The 18,053-nt window shown below is 37.9% G+C and carries 17 protein-coding genes, 1 tRNA gene and 1 pseudogene; 10 read left to right on the top strand and 9 right to left on the bottom strand.

Going from position 1 to position 18,053, the window contains the following annotated elements:
- Positions 1 to 332 precede the first annotated feature (332 nt).
- The 4 genes from dnaJ to RG963_RS13970 form a co-directional block, all read right to left on the bottom strand.
- On the bottom strand, positions 333 to 1,484 hold the full coding sequence (gene dnaJ / locus RG963_RS13985) for a molecular chaperone DnaJ (RefSeq protein ID WP_310576895.1): 1,152 nt from the start codon (positions 1,482 to 1,484) through the stop codon (positions 333 to 335).
- Positions 1,485 to 1,594: 110 nt separating this feature from the next.
- Complete coding sequence (gene dnaK, locus RG963_RS13980) at positions 1,595 to 3,445, bottom strand: molecular chaperone DnaK (protein WP_310576894.1); 1,851 nt, start codon at positions 3,443 to 3,445, stop codon at positions 1,595 to 1,597.
- Between the two features lie 296 nt (positions 3,446 to 3,741).
- Positions 3,742 to 4,371 carry a nucleotide exchange factor GrpE gene (grpE, locus tag RG963_RS13975; RefSeq protein ID WP_310576893.1) on the bottom strand — a complete coding sequence of 210 codons (630 nt, stop codon included), beginning with the start codon at positions 4,369 to 4,371 and terminating at the stop codon, positions 3,742 to 3,744.
- A gap of 127 nt (positions 4,372 to 4,498) precedes the next feature.
- Positions 4,499 to 4,930 (bottom strand): heat-shock protein, encoded by a 432-nt coding sequence (locus RG963_RS13970; RefSeq protein ID WP_310576892.1) that lies wholly within the window; start codon positions 4,928 to 4,930, stop codon positions 4,499 to 4,501.
- Between the two features lie 285 nt (positions 4,931 to 5,215).
- Between RG963_RS13970 and RG963_RS13965 the strand changes: the two genes are divergently transcribed.
- Entirely contained in the window at positions 5,216 to 6,175 is a 960-nt protein-coding gene (locus RG963_RS13965) for an ATP-grasp domain-containing protein (protein ID WP_310576891.1), read from the top strand.
- A gap of 241 nt (positions 6,176 to 6,416) precedes the next feature.
- Here the strand turns inward: RG963_RS13965 and RG963_RS13960 are convergent, their stop codons facing one another.
- Positions 6,417 to 6,587 carry a hypothetical protein gene (locus RG963_RS13960; protein ID WP_310576890.1) on the bottom strand — a complete coding sequence of 57 codons (171 nt, stop codon included), beginning with the start codon at positions 6,585 to 6,587 and terminating at the stop codon, positions 6,417 to 6,419.
- A 1,194-nt stretch (positions 6,588 to 7,781) separates the two neighbouring features.
- Entirely contained in the window at positions 7,782 to 8,009 is a 228-nt protein-coding gene (locus tag RG963_RS13955) for a hypothetical protein (RefSeq protein ID WP_310576889.1), read from the bottom strand.
- Positions 8,010 to 8,636: 627 nt separating this feature from the next.
- On the opposite strand from RG963_RS13955, the gene RG963_RS13950 reads away from it, so the two are divergent.
- The 5 genes from RG963_RS13950 to RG963_RS13930 all read left to right on the top strand — a co-directional run bounded on the left by RG963_RS13950 (position 8,637) and on the right by RG963_RS13930 (position 11,208).
- Positions 8,637 to 9,611 carry a hydantoinase/oxoprolinase family protein gene (locus RG963_RS13950; protein WP_310576888.1) on the top strand — a complete coding sequence of 325 codons (975 nt, stop codon included), beginning with the start codon at positions 8,637 to 8,639 and terminating at the stop codon, positions 9,609 to 9,611.
- A 70-nt stretch (positions 9,612 to 9,681) separates the two neighbouring features.
- Positions 9,682 to 10,350 carry an amino acid kinase family protein gene (locus RG963_RS13945; protein WP_310576887.1) on the top strand — a complete coding sequence of 223 codons (669 nt, stop codon included), beginning with the start codon at positions 9,682 to 9,684 and terminating at the stop codon, positions 10,348 to 10,350.
- A 193-nt stretch (positions 10,351 to 10,543) separates the two neighbouring features.
- The gene (locus RG963_RS13940) at positions 10,544 to 10,714 is read left to right on the top strand and encodes a zinc finger domain-containing protein (RefSeq protein WP_310576886.1); all 171 of its coding nucleotides are present in this window, start codon (positions 10,544 to 10,546) and stop codon (positions 10,712 to 10,714) included.
- An 85-nt stretch (positions 10,715 to 10,799) separates the two neighbouring features.
- The gene (locus tag RG963_RS13935) at positions 10,800 to 11,069 is read left to right on the top strand and encodes an elongation factor 1-beta (RefSeq protein WP_310576885.1); all 270 of its coding nucleotides are present in this window, start codon (positions 10,800 to 10,802) and stop codon (positions 11,067 to 11,069) included.
- A 67-nt stretch (positions 11,070 to 11,136) separates the two neighbouring features.
- Positions 11,137 to 11,208: transfer RNA gene (locus RG963_RS13930), tRNA-Ala, on the top strand.
- A gap of 1,438 nt (positions 11,209 to 12,646) precedes the next feature.
- Here RG963_RS13930 and RG963_RS13925 read toward each other — a convergent pair.
- Entirely contained in the window at positions 12,647 to 13,894 is a 1,248-nt protein-coding gene (locus RG963_RS13925) for a nucleotidyltransferase domain-containing protein (protein ID WP_310576884.1), read from the bottom strand.
- Between the two features lie 770 nt (positions 13,895 to 14,664).
- Here RG963_RS13925 and RG963_RS13920 point away from each other — a divergent pair.
- The 4 genes from RG963_RS13920 to RG963_RS13905 all read left to right on the top strand — a co-directional run bounded on the left by RG963_RS13920 (position 14,665) and on the right by RG963_RS13905 (position 17,737).
- Positions 14,665 to 15,117 (top strand): PqqD family protein, encoded by a 453-nt coding sequence (locus RG963_RS13920; RefSeq protein WP_310576883.1) that lies wholly within the window; start codon positions 14,665 to 14,667, stop codon positions 15,115 to 15,117.
- A complete protein-coding gene (locus RG963_RS13915) occupies positions 15,114 to 16,106 on the top strand; it encodes a radical SAM/SPASM domain-containing protein (protein WP_310576882.1) in 993 nt (330 codons plus the stop codon). Before RG963_RS13920 ends, RG963_RS13915 begins: the two co-directional genes overlap by 4 nt.
- Positions 16,107 to 16,407: 301 nt before the next feature.
- Positions 16,408 to 17,283, top strand: coding sequence for a hypothetical protein (locus tag RG963_RS13910; RefSeq protein WP_310576881.1), 876 nt, complete (start codon positions 16,408 to 16,410; stop codon positions 17,281 to 17,283).
- On the top strand, positions 17,270 to 17,737 hold the full coding sequence (locus RG963_RS13905; RefSeq protein ID WP_310576880.1) for a signal peptidase I: 468 nt from the start codon (positions 17,270 to 17,272) through the stop codon (positions 17,735 to 17,737). Before RG963_RS13910 ends, RG963_RS13905 begins: the two co-directional genes overlap by 14 nt.
- On the opposite strand, the pseudogene RG963_RS13900 reads toward RG963_RS13905, so the two are convergent.
- A pseudogene (locus tag RG963_RS13900) lies at positions 17,734 to 17,811 on the bottom strand (IS1 family transposase); the annotation flags it as partial. The gene RG963_RS13905 and the pseudogene RG963_RS13900 sit on opposite strands and share 4 nt — an antisense overlap.
- 21 nt (positions 17,812 to 17,832) lie before the next feature.
- Positions 17,833 to 18,053 (bottom strand): ISAzo13-like element transposase-related protein (locus tag RG963_RS13895; protein WP_449566838.1); only part of this gene is annotated, 221 nt, incomplete at its 5' end.

Genomic DNA, 18,053 nt, shown 5'->3' with positions numbered 1-18,053 from the left:
AAAGTAGAAAGGATCAAAAGTAGAAAGGATCAAAAGTAGAAAGGATCAAAAGTAGAAAGGATCAAAAGTAGAAAGGATCAAAAGTAGAACCTTTACGAGGTAACATCTTTTTCTCATACCCAATACGTATAAAGAGTTTTACTTATTGAGCCTATTCAAAAAAACCATTTTATTCTTAATTATTAAGAGTTTTCAGAATTCTTTTCATGATCATGATTATTCGAAATACAAGGCTTAAGAAGCAAATTTTGATTTTTGGGACGAGTTCTATAAGAAATATTTTCCTGAAAAATGTATTAAAGAAAAGACGAAAATTGAGCTAAAAGCTGTTTTTAACTCTCGAATGCGTCCTTTACTTTTTCAAAAAGCCCCTTGCTTTTCCTGGACTTCTCATTCCTATCCTTTTCATCCTTTTCGGACTTCTTGCCGCCGCTCAGGTATTCGAACTCACGGAGCAGCTCTTTTTGTTCCTGATTAAGCTTTGTCGGAGTTTTAATTATGGCCCTTATGAGCTGGTCACCTTTTCTGTGCCCATGAAGGTGCTGAATTCCCTTGTCTTTAAGCCTGAATACGGAATGGGTCTGAGTTCCCGCAGGGATGTTCATTTTAACCTTACCATAGAGGGTATCAACCATCACATCAGCCCCAAGTGCAGCTTGCGTAAATGAGATTGGAAGTTCAGAGATTACATCGTAGTCGACCCGTTTGAAATATTTATGTTCCATCACATGAAGAACTACATACAGGTCTCCAGCCGGCGCGCCCGGCTCTCCTGAATCGCCCTCTCCGGTGAGCCTCAGGGTCATGCCCGAATCCGCTCCTCCAGGCACGTTTACTGTTATCTTTCTCCGGTTTTGAACTCTGCCTGCCCCATTACAGACAGGACAGGGCGACTCAATAATCTGGCCCCTGCCGTGACAGGTACTGCAGGTGGTAGTGCTCACAAATTGCATACCCAATCCGGAGCGAGTCGTGCGAACCTGTCCTGTACCGCCGCATGTGGGACATCTCTTGGGAGTTGTTCCCTCTTTGGCTCCGGTTCCGGAACAGGCTGAACATCTTTCAGTCCTGTGGATATCGATATCTTTGCGGACGCCAAAAGCTGCTTCCTCAAAGGTGATATAAAGATCGTACTGGAGGTCGGACCCTCTCCTCGGCCCCACAGGACCCCTTCTGCCCCCTCCGAAAAACATTTCGAAAATGTCCCCGTAACCGCCGAAGTCCGCACCCCGGAAGATATCTTCTGCGCTGTATTGCCCATCGATTCCGGCGTGTCCCAGGCGGTCGTACTGGGCTCGTTTTTCAGGATCTGAAAGAACGGCATAAGCCTCGGATACTTCCTTAAACTTTTCCTCAGCCCCAGCTTCCTTGTTCCTGTCAGGATGGTACTGCAGTGCAAGTTTCCGATATGTCTTCTTTATATCCTCGGCCGAGGTGTCTTTAGACAATCCGAGAATTTCATAGTAATCACGTGTTGTAGCCATCAGGATTCCCTGTTGTTTTAAAAAAGATTAAAGGGCCGGAGCCTGCAACCAGGTTCCGGTCAGGCCTGCGAATCTCCAGACCTGTCTCATTACTGTTAATTTCTCTTTATTTATTTACGCTTTTCGTCGTCAACTACCTCGTAGTCGGCGTCAACGACTGTCTCATCAGGACCTTTTGCGTCAGTACTTCCTGCTTCGGCAGCCTGTTGAGCCTGTTCCTGAGCTTTCTGGTAGATAGCAGTGGAAATCGGGTATACGGCTTCCTGGAGAGCTTCGGTCTTCGTTTTTATGGCCTCGCTGTCCTTGCCTTCAAGCTCTTTCTTAAGGTCCTCGACTGCGGCATTCACCTTTGACTTCTGGTCTTCAGTGGCCACATCTCCGGCATCCTTCAAAGTCTTTTCCGTAGCATTAATAAGGGCTTCGGCATTGTTCCTGTTCTCTACGTCTTCCTTGCGCTTCTTATCTTCTTCGGCATGCAATTCCGCGTCTTTAACCATACGTTCTATTTCAGCGTCCGAGAGCCCACCTGGCTTCTGAATAGAAATGGACTGTTTCTTGCCGGTCCCGAGGTCCTTTGCACTTACATGCAGGATCCCGTTTGCATCGATATCAAAGGTGACCTCAATCTGCGGGATGCCTCTTGGGGCTGGCGGAATTCCGTCCAGAATGAAACGGCCGAGAGTTTTGTTTTCGGAAGCGATTCCCCTTTCTCCCTGAAGGACATGAATCTCTACTGAGGGCTGGCTATCAGCTGCAGTTGAGAAGACCTGGCTTTTCTTTGTGGGAATTGTTGTGTTTCTCTGAATCAACGGAGTCGCTATGCCACCGAGAGTTTCGATCCCGAGAGTAAGAGGATTTACGTCAAGCAGCAGTACATCCTTAACTTCGCCCCCGAGCACACCGGCCTGAATGGCTGCCCCGACGGCAACGGCTTCATCAGGATTGATGTTCTTATACGGTTTCTTTCCTGTAAAGTTCTCCACAAGCTCGACTACTGCAGGCATCCTTGTGGCGCCTCCTACCAAAATCACTTTATCGAGATCATTTGGTGTGAGCTTTGCATCGCTGAGAGCCCGGCGCATCGATACAAGGGTTTTTTCAAGAAGGTCCTCAGTCATCTTCTGGAACTGGGCTCTGGTCAGGTCAATATCAAGGTGTTTGGGCTCTCCTTCAGGGCCAACTGTGAGGAAGGGAAGGTTGACGTTGGTACTTGCAACTCCAGATAGTTCGATCTTGGCTTTTTCGGCAGCGTCGGTTAAGCGCTGGAGTACAGACCGGTCTTTGGAAAGGTCAATTCCTTCTATTTTCCTGAATTCGGCAAGCAAGTAATTGACAATGCGCTGGTCGAAGTCATCTCCTCCGAGGTGAGTATCACCACTAGTAGACTTCACCTCAAAGACTCCCCCGCCGAGTTCAAGAATGGACACGTCAAAAGTTCCGCCACCGAGGTCGTAGACAAGAATTGTTTGTTCCACATCTACTTTGTCGAGCCCGTAAGCCAGGGATGCGGCAGTCGGCTCGTTGATGATTCTCAGAACTTCAAGACCTGCGATTGACCCTGCATCCTTTGTGGACTGCCTCTGGGCATCATTGAAATATGCAGGGACCGTGATAACAGCCTGCTTGATTTCATCTCCGAGATAAGCTTCTGCATCGGATTTAAGCTTCTGGAGAATCATTGCGGAGATTTCCTGCGGTTTATATTGTTTTCCCTGCAGGGTTACCTTATAATTGACGTCTCCCATATGTCTTTTAATAGAATAGACAGTGTTTTCAGGATTTGAAACGGCCTGTCTCTTTGCAACCTGACCTACAAGTTTCTCCCCTTTCTTGGAAAATCCGACCACGGAAGGAGTTGTCCTTGCGCCTTCTGCGTTAGGGATCACGACAGCTTCCCCGCCTTCCATCACTGCCATGCATGAATTGGTAGTACCAAGGTCAATACCCAGTATTTTTGCCATGTTATTCCTCATTATTACTTAGTTAAACCATTCAATCAAAGTATTTTTATTAAGATAAATTATTTAATTAAATTATCTGGTAAAGTTTTTAAGTTAAATTCAGGAGTTAAGTTATACCTGAATAAGCGTTTTTAAATTTTTATCTGCATTTAATGTATAGTGATTTTGTGTTAATTTAAGTGTAGTAAACTTAGATTTGGTATGAAATAAATACTTAATAAGGCAATAAGGCTGTTTTTTCAGCAAAGCATTCTTCACATGATAACTTACTAAATCTTTCCGGATTTTTGTCTCCTTTATTTCTCTGCTTCATCAGGGCTTCTGGCAACTGAAACCATAGCGGGTCTGATAACTTTCGAGTTAAGGGCATATCCGGGTTTATAAACCTCTAATATAGTATTATCCGGGACTTCAGAGGTCTCGATATGTTGAACTGCCTCGTGCCTGTGAGGGTCAAATTCACTGGCTTTTTCGCTCTTGATCTTCTCAAGCCCGTACTTTTCGAAGATTGAAAAAAACTGCCTTGAAAGCTGCTCTATTCCGCTGACGATCGAACTCATATCCTCTGCAGTCTTTGCAGATTTAAGGGCGCGGTCGAAATTGTCCGTGACTTCAACAAAGTCAAGAAGCACCTGCTCAAGAACGACTTTTCGATTATCCTCCATCTGGCGGGCGGCCCGTTTTCGGAAATTGTCAAAGTCTGCTGCAAGCCGGAAAAGCTGGTCCTTGAGAATCTGGTTTTCTTCCTGGCAGATGGTTTCAATGCTTTTCTCAGCCTCCTGACTGACAGAAGCCTTTTCGGAACTTTCCCGTGCTTCATTAACCTTTTCCGCCGAAGAACCAGAATTCTTGGATTCAGGGTTTTCAGCCCCAGTCTGGATATCTTCTTTAGAATCCGAATTTTCCTCTTTATTAAATATCTTCATTAATCGATCCCCATCAATTATTTATAACGGTTACGCTCGTCCTGACCTGTGATTGTTTGTAATTCTATAAATACTTTTCTGAAAACTGGGGTACATATGCTTCAGGAAATAAAATAAAGAAGAAAAATCAGTAAAAGTGGTTTTGAAGTTTATAGAAGAGTACTTTAAGCATTATAATGCTTACGATCATGGATCCCGCAACTGCAGAAATCACCTGCCCCCAGCCGAGAGCCGAAATTCCTCCTCCTAACGCAAATTGCACGCCTCCTACGAGAGAGACAAACACGAAGGAAAAACCGAAACCTGCAAGAGCTCCCCCAAAAAGAGAACTGAACGTATCCAATCCATTCCTTTCGTAAAAAACCATTCCTGCGATAAACGTCACTGCAAAGATCAAAAGTACGAGTGAGGAAGGCAATGGACTTGTTTTTGTGGAAAAAATCTGAAAGAGCCCGAGTCCCATGTCAACCAGGAATATACCCATGAAAACTGCGACAGAAAGGGTTTTTACAAACGGGTTCTCAAAGACCGACTGAGAATTAGAATTTTTGCGATTCAATAGTACCAGGCACCTGTATATTTTACAATGTCTAATTTTTATGATATAATCTATATAATTTATATAAACTTTTACATCTATACTAACTTAATTCATAATCCTTCACTTTTTTTACATCTATACTAACTTAATTCATTATACTAACTTAATTCATTATACTAACTTAATTCATAATCCTTCACTTTTTTCAGCCTTTACATTAGAGATTTTCCCTTTTGTTGGCTTTTTGCTCTTAATTCTTACAGACAAAAAGTGATATATAAATGACCGAGTTTTTCATTTCTAATGAAAATCCTGATTGCAGAATTCGCTGTCGGCACGGACAGTGAAAAGTCCCTGATCCCCGAGGGAGCGGCTATGTTAAAAACCCTCGCAGAAAGCTTTGTCCATCTGGGGCATGAAGTGTATTACCCGTCGGCGAGCACGGAAATATGTGCAGGCACGGCCCTCAAATCGACGGCAGAAGACTTCAGGCAGGTAATCGAGCAAAAAGCACAGGAATGTGATGCTGGACTGGTTATTGCCCCTGACCGGATGCTTCCCGAACTCAACAGAATCCTTGAAGAAAACACTTTAAACCTTGGATGTTCGCCTGAATCGACAGCTTGCTGCGCGGATAAGCTACTATGTACGGAAATCCTAAAGAAAGCCGGTATCAAGGTTCCTGAGATCGCGAAAAAAGCTGAAGAAGGCAAAAAGTACGTTACAAAACCCAGATTCGGCTGCGGAGCTGAGGCAACATACCTTGTCACGGAGTTCGAGAACAACGAAGAATTCATTGCAAGCGAATATATTGAGGGAAAGCACCTGAGCGTAAGCCTCATTGCAGGAAAAAAGCCGCTTCCTCTCACTGTAAACCGCCAGTTCATAGAGTTTGGCGAAAAAGAAGGAGAAACCGGAGAAAATGGAAAAGTAGGGATTTACGGCATAAAATACAACGGCAGCCTTACTCCTTACCAGACTCCCAGAAGAGAAGAACTCTATGAGGCTGCAATCTCCACAGTGAAAAGTCTGAATTGTTTTGGGTATGTGGGCGTAGATATCGTACTTGCCGACGTTCCTTATGTAGTTGATGTAAACCCCAGACCCACTGCCTCACTTTTTGGGATCAGCCACGTTATGCGGGAGGAAATTGGAGGTCTCCTTTTGAAAAACAAATTCGGAGAACTGTCGGATTCGGTGCACATTGAGGGAGAATACTGCTTTTCAAAGGATTATTTAAAGGAGAATACTTTAAAGTTGTGAGTCTTAACTATTTAGAAAAATTGATAAATGGTATAAAAGAAGATAACAATGTGTGATGTAGGGCACTGGCCCTATTTTTCATGTGAGAGCTGCCACATAGAGCTATAAAAGAAACCCTCAAGATAAGCGCTAGCCTCGATTAAGAGCCTATCCGAAAAGTGGGTACCTGCTGTAACTTTCACAATAGACAATATGCAAAACCGGAATGGATACTCCGATATTATAGAACTACTGTGACTGTTCAACATGTATTACCGATTTTTCGGATAGGCTCTAAGTCAGATGCATGTGTCAGGTTTAATGCGGTAGCACCTCCGAAGGACATTCCGAAAGCATCGAGATTCTCTTTATCGACATGGTTAATGTAAGGGTCGCTGGATTTTCTGAGTTTGTATTTCTCTTTGATCTTCATGACTCTTTTTCTGTACGTTTTTTTACAAATACCAACCAATTTGTTTTGTACATTGTTTTGTACATTGTTTTGTACAAATACTTTCATGTAACAAATAAATACTTGGATAATTACAATTCTAAATCATATCAGGATGGTCTGCATGAAAACCATTAATATAAGGAATTGGAGTTTATAATATACAATTAGAAATTTGGAGATTAATTCAAATGGTGATGGAAACGGAGCCAAACCGCATGGGAAAGGGTATTACAATTGCATTCATTGTATCAATTGCGATTCTATTAGTGTGTATAACTGTGTTTTTTATGATTCTTTGGTTAATGGCCTCAGGGTAAAGATTTTCACTAATATAGAATTTTATAATAATGCAGTTTATAATATAGAATATGAAGGGTTTTATGGAATCAATAGTCAGAAAATAGAGTTTATAATCAGAGTAATAATCACCTAACTAAAAAAAGTTTTTCCAGTTTTTTACTATCTCTTTAGTTTGCGGAGCTTCCGGATGATGTAATGCAAACTATGAACAGTTTTTTTAAGGCATTAAACAGTTATCAGTTTTTGAGAGCGCTTAAACAATTTATCCCTTCCATGTTCTCTTGTCTTTTTCTCCTTCTTCTGTTGTTTCTATCCAAAAATATAATACCTGATCATATTTGGAACATACTTCGAGCAGGCCGAGGCAAGCGTAATAAAAATATTGCTTTAGGGGAAATTAAATAAAAGGCACGTGATAATGTTCTCAGTTGGGATATAAATACACGTATCTTTCTACGTGACTACATACAATAATTTTTTTATATGTTTAAATCCATTAGATTAAAGGGGGTATACAATGACTATAAAGGATATACTTTTTAATATCTTTTGGAACTATCAAACTTTATTATTATTTTCCACATTTAATGACTGCAATCAATCAAAAACCCAAAAAAGAATAAGTCTCATAAAGGATGGTTGTATTTATCATAAATATTGGTACGAGCCTGTACATAACGATCGCAGGGAACCTGAGCATATCCAGATTGATAGGTGCACTTTTGGACTTCTGGTTATGGGGGGCTGTAACACTGAATGTGCGTCATATACCCCCTGGACCAAGGAGATAACTGAACTTGATACTGTTTTTAATAGGTGTTGTCAGGGTAATATGACCTTAAATAAGAATGATAATTGAACACAATGATGATTTTAATATGTGGCATCTAAGACCTCACCACAACTCATACAAGGATTTTTATTTCCATGTGCTTCTATAGACTTCTGATTGATAAGCTTTTGACCATGTGGATTCATAAAGTGGAAACTATTATCAGACAGTTTTATCAGATAGTTTTTAAGCACAAACAATCCTGAAAAGAGTTGTATGCCGATTGGCTCCAGGGTGACGAGTCCAATACCAATCGGCATTGACGACAAACTACTAACTACCCCACGTGACTAAATTTCTAGGTGCTTGAACATATTTAACATGTGTTCACTTTATATATCAACGTTTTCAGAGTAAAAAACATGATCCTGATAATAGGCATTCCAGGGATTACAAAAATTTTCACCACACTTTTTTATTCCCTGGCGTTTCTATAGCCTTCTGATTGAGGAGTATTTGAACCTGTTTTTCAATTTGGGTGGATGAGGTGCAATAAATTTTTAGAGTTGTTTCTATAAAATATCTTGTGCTGGGTGCATATGTCTTTTCCTTCCCCTGTTGCTTGAACGTGCGCTCATCCAGTGTCTCTATATAGTCATAAACTATATCTTCCGATAATTGCCTGTCCCCGAGAAATTCAATGAATGGCTCCAATACCTGGACGGTATTAACAATTGTGCGCGGTTTCAGCTTATCTTTATCCCTACATTTTCGCAGGAAATCCTAGATTTTCGAGTTATCCATGCATGAAAAACGCTGGCAATATGTTGAAAATATTCGCCCTTCATCCTTCTTTTTAAAGGATGTTCTTGGCGAGCTTTTCGGACAGGCTGAAAAACCAGTGGAGTGAAGAATATAAGGAAAGCTGAAAAAAAGATTGGAAAAAGGGATCAAAAATGGATTCGAAAGTTATCGGGCTTGATATTGGAGGAGCGAATACCAAAGTTGCCTCCTCGGACGGAACGATTGTGGAACTGCACTATTTGCCTCTCTGGAAAAATACCCGACTTCCGGAGGTCTTGAAGGAAATCGCACAGAGGCTTCAGCCCGAAAAAGTCGCCATTGTTATGACAGGCGAACTTGCGGACTGTTTTGAAGACAAGGAACAGGGCATCCGTTTTATAAAGGTAGCTGTTGATTCCGCTTTTGGTCCTTCAAAAGCCTCGTACATAAACAGCATGGGCAGGTTTCAGAGCGAAGCTAATAGTCTAAGGGAACTTGCTGCTGCCAACTGGGCGGCTTCAGCCAGGCTAATAGGAACAGAACTCAGGGACTGCATCTTTGTGGATGTGGGCAGTACCACAAGCGACATTATCCCTATTATTTCCGGGGAGCACAGAGCAGGACTTACTGACTTTGAAAGATTGGTCAGGAGTGAACTTATATATGCAGGTACGCTAAGGACAAACCTTGCCACACTTCTCGAAAAAGTAAAACTTGAAAGGGGTTGGTGTAGGACCGCTTCAGAGCTTTTTGCAACAACTGCAGATGCTTATCTCCTGCTTGGGGAAATTGATGAAAAAATGTATACGTGTGAAACTGCCGATGGAGCAGGCAGGAGCAAAAAAGATGCTATGCGCAGGATTTCGAGATTGGTCTGTGCGGACCTTTCCGAAATAAGAGAAGAAGATGTATACGAAATAGCAGGCCAGGTAAAAGAAAAACAGATCTCTGCCCTGGCTGAAGCTATTTCCGAGGTCGCGCAAAGAAACGGGCTTGAGAGAATCGCAGCAGCAGGATTGGGAGAATTTATGATTAAAGAAGCTTCAGAAAGGCTTGGTTTCGAATGCATCTCGGTTTCCGGGCACTGGGGAGAGGAAATTTCAAAGGTCTTCCCGGCATATGCTGCTGCCAGACTGCTGGATGCCTGAAATTCCAGGTTTCGATGCAACTGAATAGAACGCGAAAGCACCTGTGAATAAAAACTCTGAAAGGAAGATTATGAGAGTGGTAGTCAAAATAGGGGGGAGCCTCATCAAGGAAGCTCCCGAACTTTTGGGCAGGCTAGTAAAAGAATTTGGCTCCGGAAGCCTTATGGCTGCAGATGGAGAGCATATATCCGCAAGACTGCCCTGTTCCATTCTCATTGTACCTGGAGGAGGATTGTTTGCTGATGCTGCAAGGGAAGCTGACGAGAGGTTTTCTCTCGGTGCCGACGCAGCCCACTGGATGGCCATACTTGGTATGGAGCAGTATGCCTGCTACCTCCAGGATAAAAGCAGCGCAATAGCTACAGATTCGATAAAAGACCTGCATCAGGGAATCTCTATCCTGTTTCCCTACAGGCTCCTGAAAAACGAAGACCCTCTGCCTCATATCTGGGATGTGACTTCTGACACTATTGCAGCCTGGATTGCAAAACAGATCGGGGCAGTGTTTATAAAGGCTACGGATGTGGACGGAATATTCAGGGACGAAAAATTGGTCCGGGAAATCTCTGCTGCCAGTTTCACAGGAAGCTGCGTAAGCTGCATCGACGCTGCCCTGCCGGAATTCCTCCTTAAAAACGGAGTGGAATGCTTAATTGTAAACGGGAAATGTCCGGAAAGGGTGGTTCGGGCAGTGTATGGGAAGCCTGTACTTGGTACTGTAGTAAAGGGGAATATTTAAATCGTATATCGTATATGACTAGGGGAGAAGCAAAGCGTATTCAAAAAGCATTATTTAAATTCAGTTAATTATATCTGCTAATGTTAATAAAGGTGCCAGTAAAAGCAGAAAATCGATGCTTAAGAAAGGCACCCGATTCACCGGCAACACTTTACAAATCTACTATGCGGAATAACTTTTAAGGAGAAAAAAAATGTCATCACAAAAAGTTGAATACTGTACTTCATGCGGAATTCGCCTCGTGGAAAAGGGCTATGTAAAGTTTCCCTGCCCACAGTGCGGAGAAGAGATCGGAAGATGCACAAGCTGCAGGCAGCAGGGTAACGTATACACCTGCCCCAAGTGCGGATACAAGGCTCCCTGAATTAAGGCAAAGTCTCGCATCACATGAAACAAGTAACGTGAAATCCAGAACAACAGGATCAGATATAAATATAAGAGGAATCAGAATGGGAGAAGTCGCAGCGAAAATGAAAATTATGCCGGAAAGCATTGACACTGACCTTGTAGAACTAAAAGAGAAACTTAAAGGTGTAATCCCGGCAGGGACCGACCTTTACGGAGACATTATCGAAGAACCTATCGCTTTCGGATTAAAGGCACTGATTGTTACGTTAATCGTTAACGACGAGGAAGGCGGAACCGAAGCCGTAGAAGAAGCATTCGCAAAAGTTCCGGGCGTCGAAAACATCCAGATCCTGGAACTCTACCGCATTTAAGAAAGAGAAGAGAACCGGACAATGCGTCCGGAAAACTCATCTTTTCACTATTCTCTCTTCTTTAAAAGGGCTCGTAGATCAGGGGTAGATCGTTACGTTCGCAACGTAAAGGCCGCGGGTTCAAATCCCGCCGAGTCCATTTAGAAACTTTTAATAGTCCAAATTATTATTACTATTTTTCAAGCTTTTTTATACTTACTTGCACTTTGGAGAAAACGTGTATTGAAAAACGCCTCTAAATGATTCTATATTTGCCCTTGAAGGTGGCAATTTTAGGTCTGGGTATATGCCCGAAGGCTTTAACGATTACAGCCCGGCAAAGACAGAAGAAAAGAAGAAAGCCAAAAAGGTAGGGAAAAGAAGTAAAAAATGAGAAAAAAGTACTACAGACTTGAAGGTCGAGTAAAAAAGTCGGTTGTAAGGTGGTTCACAAGGTTTGACCTGCACGAATGAAGTATATTACGGGATCAGATTTCAAGCTGTCCTGAATTTGCTCCATTTTACAGATACATGTTAATGAAGTATATTACGGGATCAGATTTTAGGCTGTCCTGATTCACTCCACAGATTACTCCCTCATGAACCAATTAATATTATGTAAATAATATTATAAAAATACAGCGATTGAATTGAATTTTATTTAATCAGTTCGCATATTTTATGGAGTCATCCCAAAACTCGGTCGCCCACAGTTACCTGGTTGATTTTATTTTTCAGAATACTCTTAACAACCATTTAATGATAGACGATCCAAAGTGTTAATATTATTTATTTTCAATTTTTACTTCACAATCAGCTCTTAGGAAATACAAGAATACGGCTCTATAGAAATCCTCTGAATAACGAATCCCAACTAATTTGAACTGAATAGCCAGATATTTTTGCTTATTTATGAGTCTATACGAAAAGTGTTGTTAACTACCGTAACTTTCCTTTTAGCAATATGCAAAACCTGAATAGATGCCCGGATATTCAGACTTCTTGCAACTTTTCAACATATTCATTACTGACTTTTTGTATAGGCTCTTAATTAAAGTGTGCTGATATTTCTGTAAAATCATTTTTTCTTATGACAGGTTTTTCTGGCAATACCTCTACATTTTTGCAGTTTTGGCTTTAAATTTGAGAACAAAATCCAACCAAATACCTTTGTTATGCAGAGATTTTATTGTAATCTATGTATTTTGAATTTAATTAGGACTTGCGCACTTGATGTACAAAATCAAGCACAATATACATTGTGGTCATATTCAATATTTAGACATTTGAAGGTTTAGTGCTATTGATTTTTCAGTTCAATCGCGTAAGTCCTAATATAATTCATCTATGCTTTTCTTAACTCAGCTATTCCATATCATGCAGGAATATGCAACTTATGACCGATTAGTGTCCCCCAGCAAATGCAAAAAAATACTAAGAAACACATAGATACTTTGGAGAATGTCTACAGCTAGCGGTTTTAAGCGTTAAAATGTGTTACAAAAAGAAAAATATTAAGCCATTTATAAACAAAAGGTCATAGGAAATTCCGAATGTTCCAAGAAAAAATGCCAGAGGAAAATGGGAATCTTCATAAGTTACTTGCTGAGAGTAGATTTAAAGAAATAACGAGAAAATTGCCACAAAGCGTCCAACCCCCATAGAACAGCTGTACCTAAACGGATTAAATAATACTTATAGACTTGTTTTTCATCCTTTATGGAATAACGATAAATCATGAATTCCTTAGATGGGAAAATATCTCCAAATATAATGCGTACCTTATTACAAGTTCCATTTATTAGTTTCAAATTTGTGAGATAGTAAATTACATCCAGTTGATTTTTTCTGTTTAAATTATTCTCAATTACTATTTTAAACATTTTCTCAAAAACAATAGTGGATTTAACACAAAGTCTTTGAAGAACATTTTCTGGTACAAAAGCCTCAAAATATTTGTTAGCAATATATAAACCCTGAAAAATCGGCTCTTCTATCCTATGATCATTCGAGCTTTTTATAAGAGATTCCCAATTAATTGTTTCTTTGTAATGCTTAATAACCTCAGCGATGTCACAATAATCTCGAAGAGGTTTAGCGGGTGGTGCACTACTAGAATTAATGTGTTTATGTAAGTGAAGACAAAGATGCTGTAATATATCTTCAGGGGCAAATGTCAGTGCTTCAATATCGTCTATTTTGATCGATTTGGCACTATTCCAAAATTCATTAATATCGACCTTATAAGAACTCTGAGGCGGTTGAATATCCCAATGAATTTCAATACAAATTTTTCTGGTCTCATGCACAAATGGCGGCAATTCATTAGAACATGCCATTTGAAATTGTTCATGTAATTTCGTTGGAAAAATTATTTTTGGAGTAAAGTACATTAGTTTAGTGAGTTCTCTCTTAGCTTTTTGTAAATCCTTCTCTTTAACAAGTAGATCGATATCGTTCATTGGCCTTAAACCAATATTTTTATAAATCCCCTCTGCTAGGAAAGCCCCCTTCAGGACTATAGTATCAATGCCTGCTCCTCTGAATGCCATGAGAACCTTACTTAACTCATCATAAAGGAGCATATTCCGAGCAAAATTTCTGTAATATGTTTTCTGTAAGCTCTTCATGACTTCAGAAGGTACGTCTTTACCATTGCCAATTTTGCTCAAGTTCCAATAAAATAGCGGCGAAATTCCTTGTCTTACAGAACATTCTAAAATGTAATTCCAATCTAATGATTCATTTAAAATTTTTTCTATTTTATACTTAATTTCCTTACTTATATTTAATCTAGAGCAATATAGAAGGAGTCTATCTTCAGATGACAAACTTAATTGAACCATAATAACTCAACCTCTAATATTTTCTTTGATTCATTTGTAATATTGTGAGGCTAGAGCCTACTTGCCACGTGAATATAACAAGGCATTTAGGGTCCTTCAAAGTTAGTGTGTAAACTAAGATTCCAGAATGTTTATTTCAGACAATATACACATAATCAGAGTTCCCCAAGTAAAAATACACCATAAAAACCTAGATTTTAAGATAATAAACGAAATTAAGCTTTAAAATCGATAACTGAATATAACAATAGCTTTATTCTTTGACAAACTATATTTATTTGTAATTATGGCATTCGATGACATTTTTCCTTTTTACGAAATCTAATATTAAAAAGGGTTAATAAGCTTTTATAAAGGAAACTGAAAGCAGATATCTCTTTATATGCAAAATTAAACATTTTCCATCTGTATTTTTATTTGGGGAACAATGGCGCAATATCTAATCTAGAAAATAAGGCTCATTATTCCTTAAAAAGTGGACCAATTTTTAAGGACCCTAAAGGCATTCATTGTACTGGAAACTCAACCATGAGAACACAAATGATGTAAATTATCAAAACATTCTTATAAATAGACATATAAGGCAAAAACTATTTTTTGCTAATATTTAATAGTATTGAATGCAAACATAAAAGAGTTTTCTAATGGAAAAATTTAATTAATCTTTTATAATTAAATTACCTAACCATTTATCTAAATAAGTATATATATAACCAAGTGTGATTAGAATAAAGAAACTAAAGCAAAAATATTGAATGATGTGAAATTTTATGAATTATATTGAACAGTATATTAATAAAAGTCCTGATATTGTTTTCAGAAAAGTTGATACAGATGTTTTGTTATTTCCCATTCAGCAGAATGTTGGTGACTTATGTTGCATTTATTCATTAAACGAATCTGGCGCATTTATCTGGGAGTTAATCAATGGAAAAAGAAAATTAATTGAAATAACAGATCTTATCGTAGAAAAATATAGAATAGATAAAAAAGAAGCTGAAGCCGACATCCTAATGTTTTTTGAGGAACTACAAAAAATCGATGCAATAAAATTAGAATTTACGGGAAAAGAGGTATCAAGCTATATTATTGATGTAGATAACAGAAAATATGAAAAGCCAAAATTAGTTAGTTATTCCTTTAATGATAAAAATACAACCCCAAAAATAAATGTTGCTTGGACAATGAATTGCGAAACGAGAGAATCATGTGGTGGGCTATGAAATTAGATTTCGTAGAGATAGCGATAACCTCTGAATGTAACTTGTTGTGTAAACATTGTTATCAAAAGGATGATAAAGATCATGAGTATAAACTGCCCTTAGATGTTGTAACACGTGTAATGGCAGATGCAAAATCTTGCGGTGCAAATAAAGTCCAATTTACTGGTGGGGAATTTTTCACTCATCCAAATTTTGAAGAAATTTTAGATTTAGCAAATAATTTAAATTTTTCGATTAATATTTCAACAAATGGAACGCTTTTAAGCGATAACCATATCATATTATTACGCTCGATAAAAAATCTAGATACAATATTTATAAGCATTGACGGATTCGATGAAGACCATGATTGGATGAGAGGTACAGGAACATTTAACAAAACAATTCAAATAGTAAAAAAATTAATAAATAGCGATATACATGTCGGTATCATTGTAACTATGAATAAACGAAATGTTTTTTATTTAGAAGAATTGATTCTATATCTGGGGAGTATAGGCGTTGAAAATATTAGTTTGCTAAATATAGGTGCTGCAGGATTTGCATTAGAAAATGCACAGCATTTACTTCCTTCAAAAAATGGGCTAAAAATAATTAGAAACTTTTATAGAAAATATGGGGAAATAAACTCATCAGAAAAGTGTAAAATATTTTCAAATGTTTTGTCAATAAATTATGATGGCACAATCTACCCATGTACAATGGCCAAGAGTACTCGTACATTCCCATTAGGATCAGTATACGATAATTCACTAATTGACATTTGGAATACTATTTTTATGGAAAATAAATACTCATTTATCAATTTTAAACGTGGAGAATTAAAAGAATGTGTAACATGTGATTTCTTTCAAGAATGTGAAGGAAGATGTCGAATAAGAGCATACAAATATTCGGGGAATTTTTTTGCACCTGATCCTTTTGCTTGTTGGATTTATAAAGAAATGGAAGCTGAAAACGTACAGAAATTGATGTTTGGTGCAAGGTAAATTATAACCTTAACTCCGCCGTTTATAGGGAATAAGTAACTCCAACTCATAAATTTCCAATAACATTAACCTCTAATATGAGAACTTTGGTTTGTTTTTTGGCTTCCATGATAGGGAATGCATCATTGTGAATAAAATGAATTGCAAAATACCTCATGATGTGGAATATGGGGCCAATATTCAATACTTATTCCCTAATTAGTCGAAGTTAAGGTTCTAACTTTTTAGCAACGATCTTTGATGTACGGATTCATAATAGCAGTAATTTTCTAATTATAAAATATAGAAGGGTTTATCGTTAATGAGTATTCCATTAACCGACAGAAGATTAAAAATTGAACTCAGCGGTATTACTATAGAATTTATATGTAAACGAGGTGTACAATTAATAATCAGTGAATACATTAAATCTTTTGTTTCAGACAATTCTCCAGATCTTATTTTTAACATTTATAAACGAAAGATTCTGAATACCAACTTCGGTATAAAATTATTAGATGCAAATCCTTGGACCATTTATTTTAATGAAAAAGATAAAGAGTTATATTGGTTAAATATTTCCAATAATATGTTACCACCTACTCAAATTGTCTTAAAAAAAAATGCAAACTATGTTGATATTTATCTTGATTTTCAAGATAATCATTATGTGTCCTCAATAATTTATCTCTTGTGTCCAACTTTGTTATCCTACTTACTAGTTCCTTATCAAGCTTTAGTAGTTCACAGTTGTGCTATTAAAGTAAGGGAAAATGGCTATCTATTTAGCGGATTATCAGGTGCAGGAAAAAGCACGATATGTAATCTATTTAAAGACGAATTCGATGTAATTCCTTTGTGTGACGAAAGAATAATAATTAGAAATATAAACGACATATTTTATATATATGGAACACCCTGGTTTTCTAGTGCGAAAGTAGCGCTTCCAACTTACACACGATTGGATACAATTTATTTTATTTCTCATTCAACAGAAAACATTATAACATATAAGGAAAAGAAAGCTGCAATAGCTTCATTGATTTCTCACTCATATTTACCCATGTGGGATCATTCAAAAATGAGTGATATAATTAAATTTACAGAAATATTAACTAATCAAATTCCTTGTTATGATCTTGGTTTTCTTCCAGATAAAAGTATTATAAAGTTTTTGAGGCTTAATGGAAAATCTTGATATTATTGATTTTTATAAAGAAATTTTAAACACTGGAACTTTTTTACGTATTCCTACAAAGGGACATAGCATGAAGCCTCTCATTAAAAATGGTAGTAATATAATTATTAAGAAAGCAAATCTAACAAAAATTACTAAAGGTGACATAATTCTATTTTTCGATGGACAAAGATTAATTGCTCACCGTGTGATTCGAAAATCCAAACATGATGGAAATACTAAATTTATAGTAAAGGGTGACTCAACCCTGCATTTTGACAAACCAGTTTATTCAAAAGATATTTTAGGAAAAGTTGTAAAAATTGAAAACGGATCAAAAATTATAAACCTTGATAATACTTCAGGCAAGACGATTAATATTATATTTACAAATATTTCTTTAGTTATAACTATAATCTATTTTGTCATAAAATTTCTAAAACAGAAAGCTTATAAGATTTTCAGGCATTGTTAACTAAATATAGTTAACTCATTATTTCTATATTTCATTAAGAGAATAACTGAGTACTTTAGCATTTCAAGACTCTTAGGAATGCTGCAAATATAACTTCAATTTTTCACTTGTGGAATTGCTCTGTAATTCCATTTTCCTAAATAATCATCAAATACAATTTTCATTTTTTCCTTGAAGTTTTCAGTTGCTTTTCTTCCCGTGGCATAAACTTTATCCTTTATAGTCGAAAACACTTTGAGTCCTGTAGATGTGTAAGTCTTCTCAACAAGGCTTTTGACCACCTCAATATTGCTGAAAACAGTACCTTTGCATGCAT

The sequence above is a fragment of the Methanosarcina baikalica genome, from assembly GCF_031461075.1.
Lineage (GTDB): Archaea > Halobacteriota > Methanosarcinia > Methanosarcinales > Methanosarcinaceae > Methanosarcina > Methanosarcina baikalica.
This window is presented reverse-complemented; position numbering and strand designations above follow the sequence as displayed.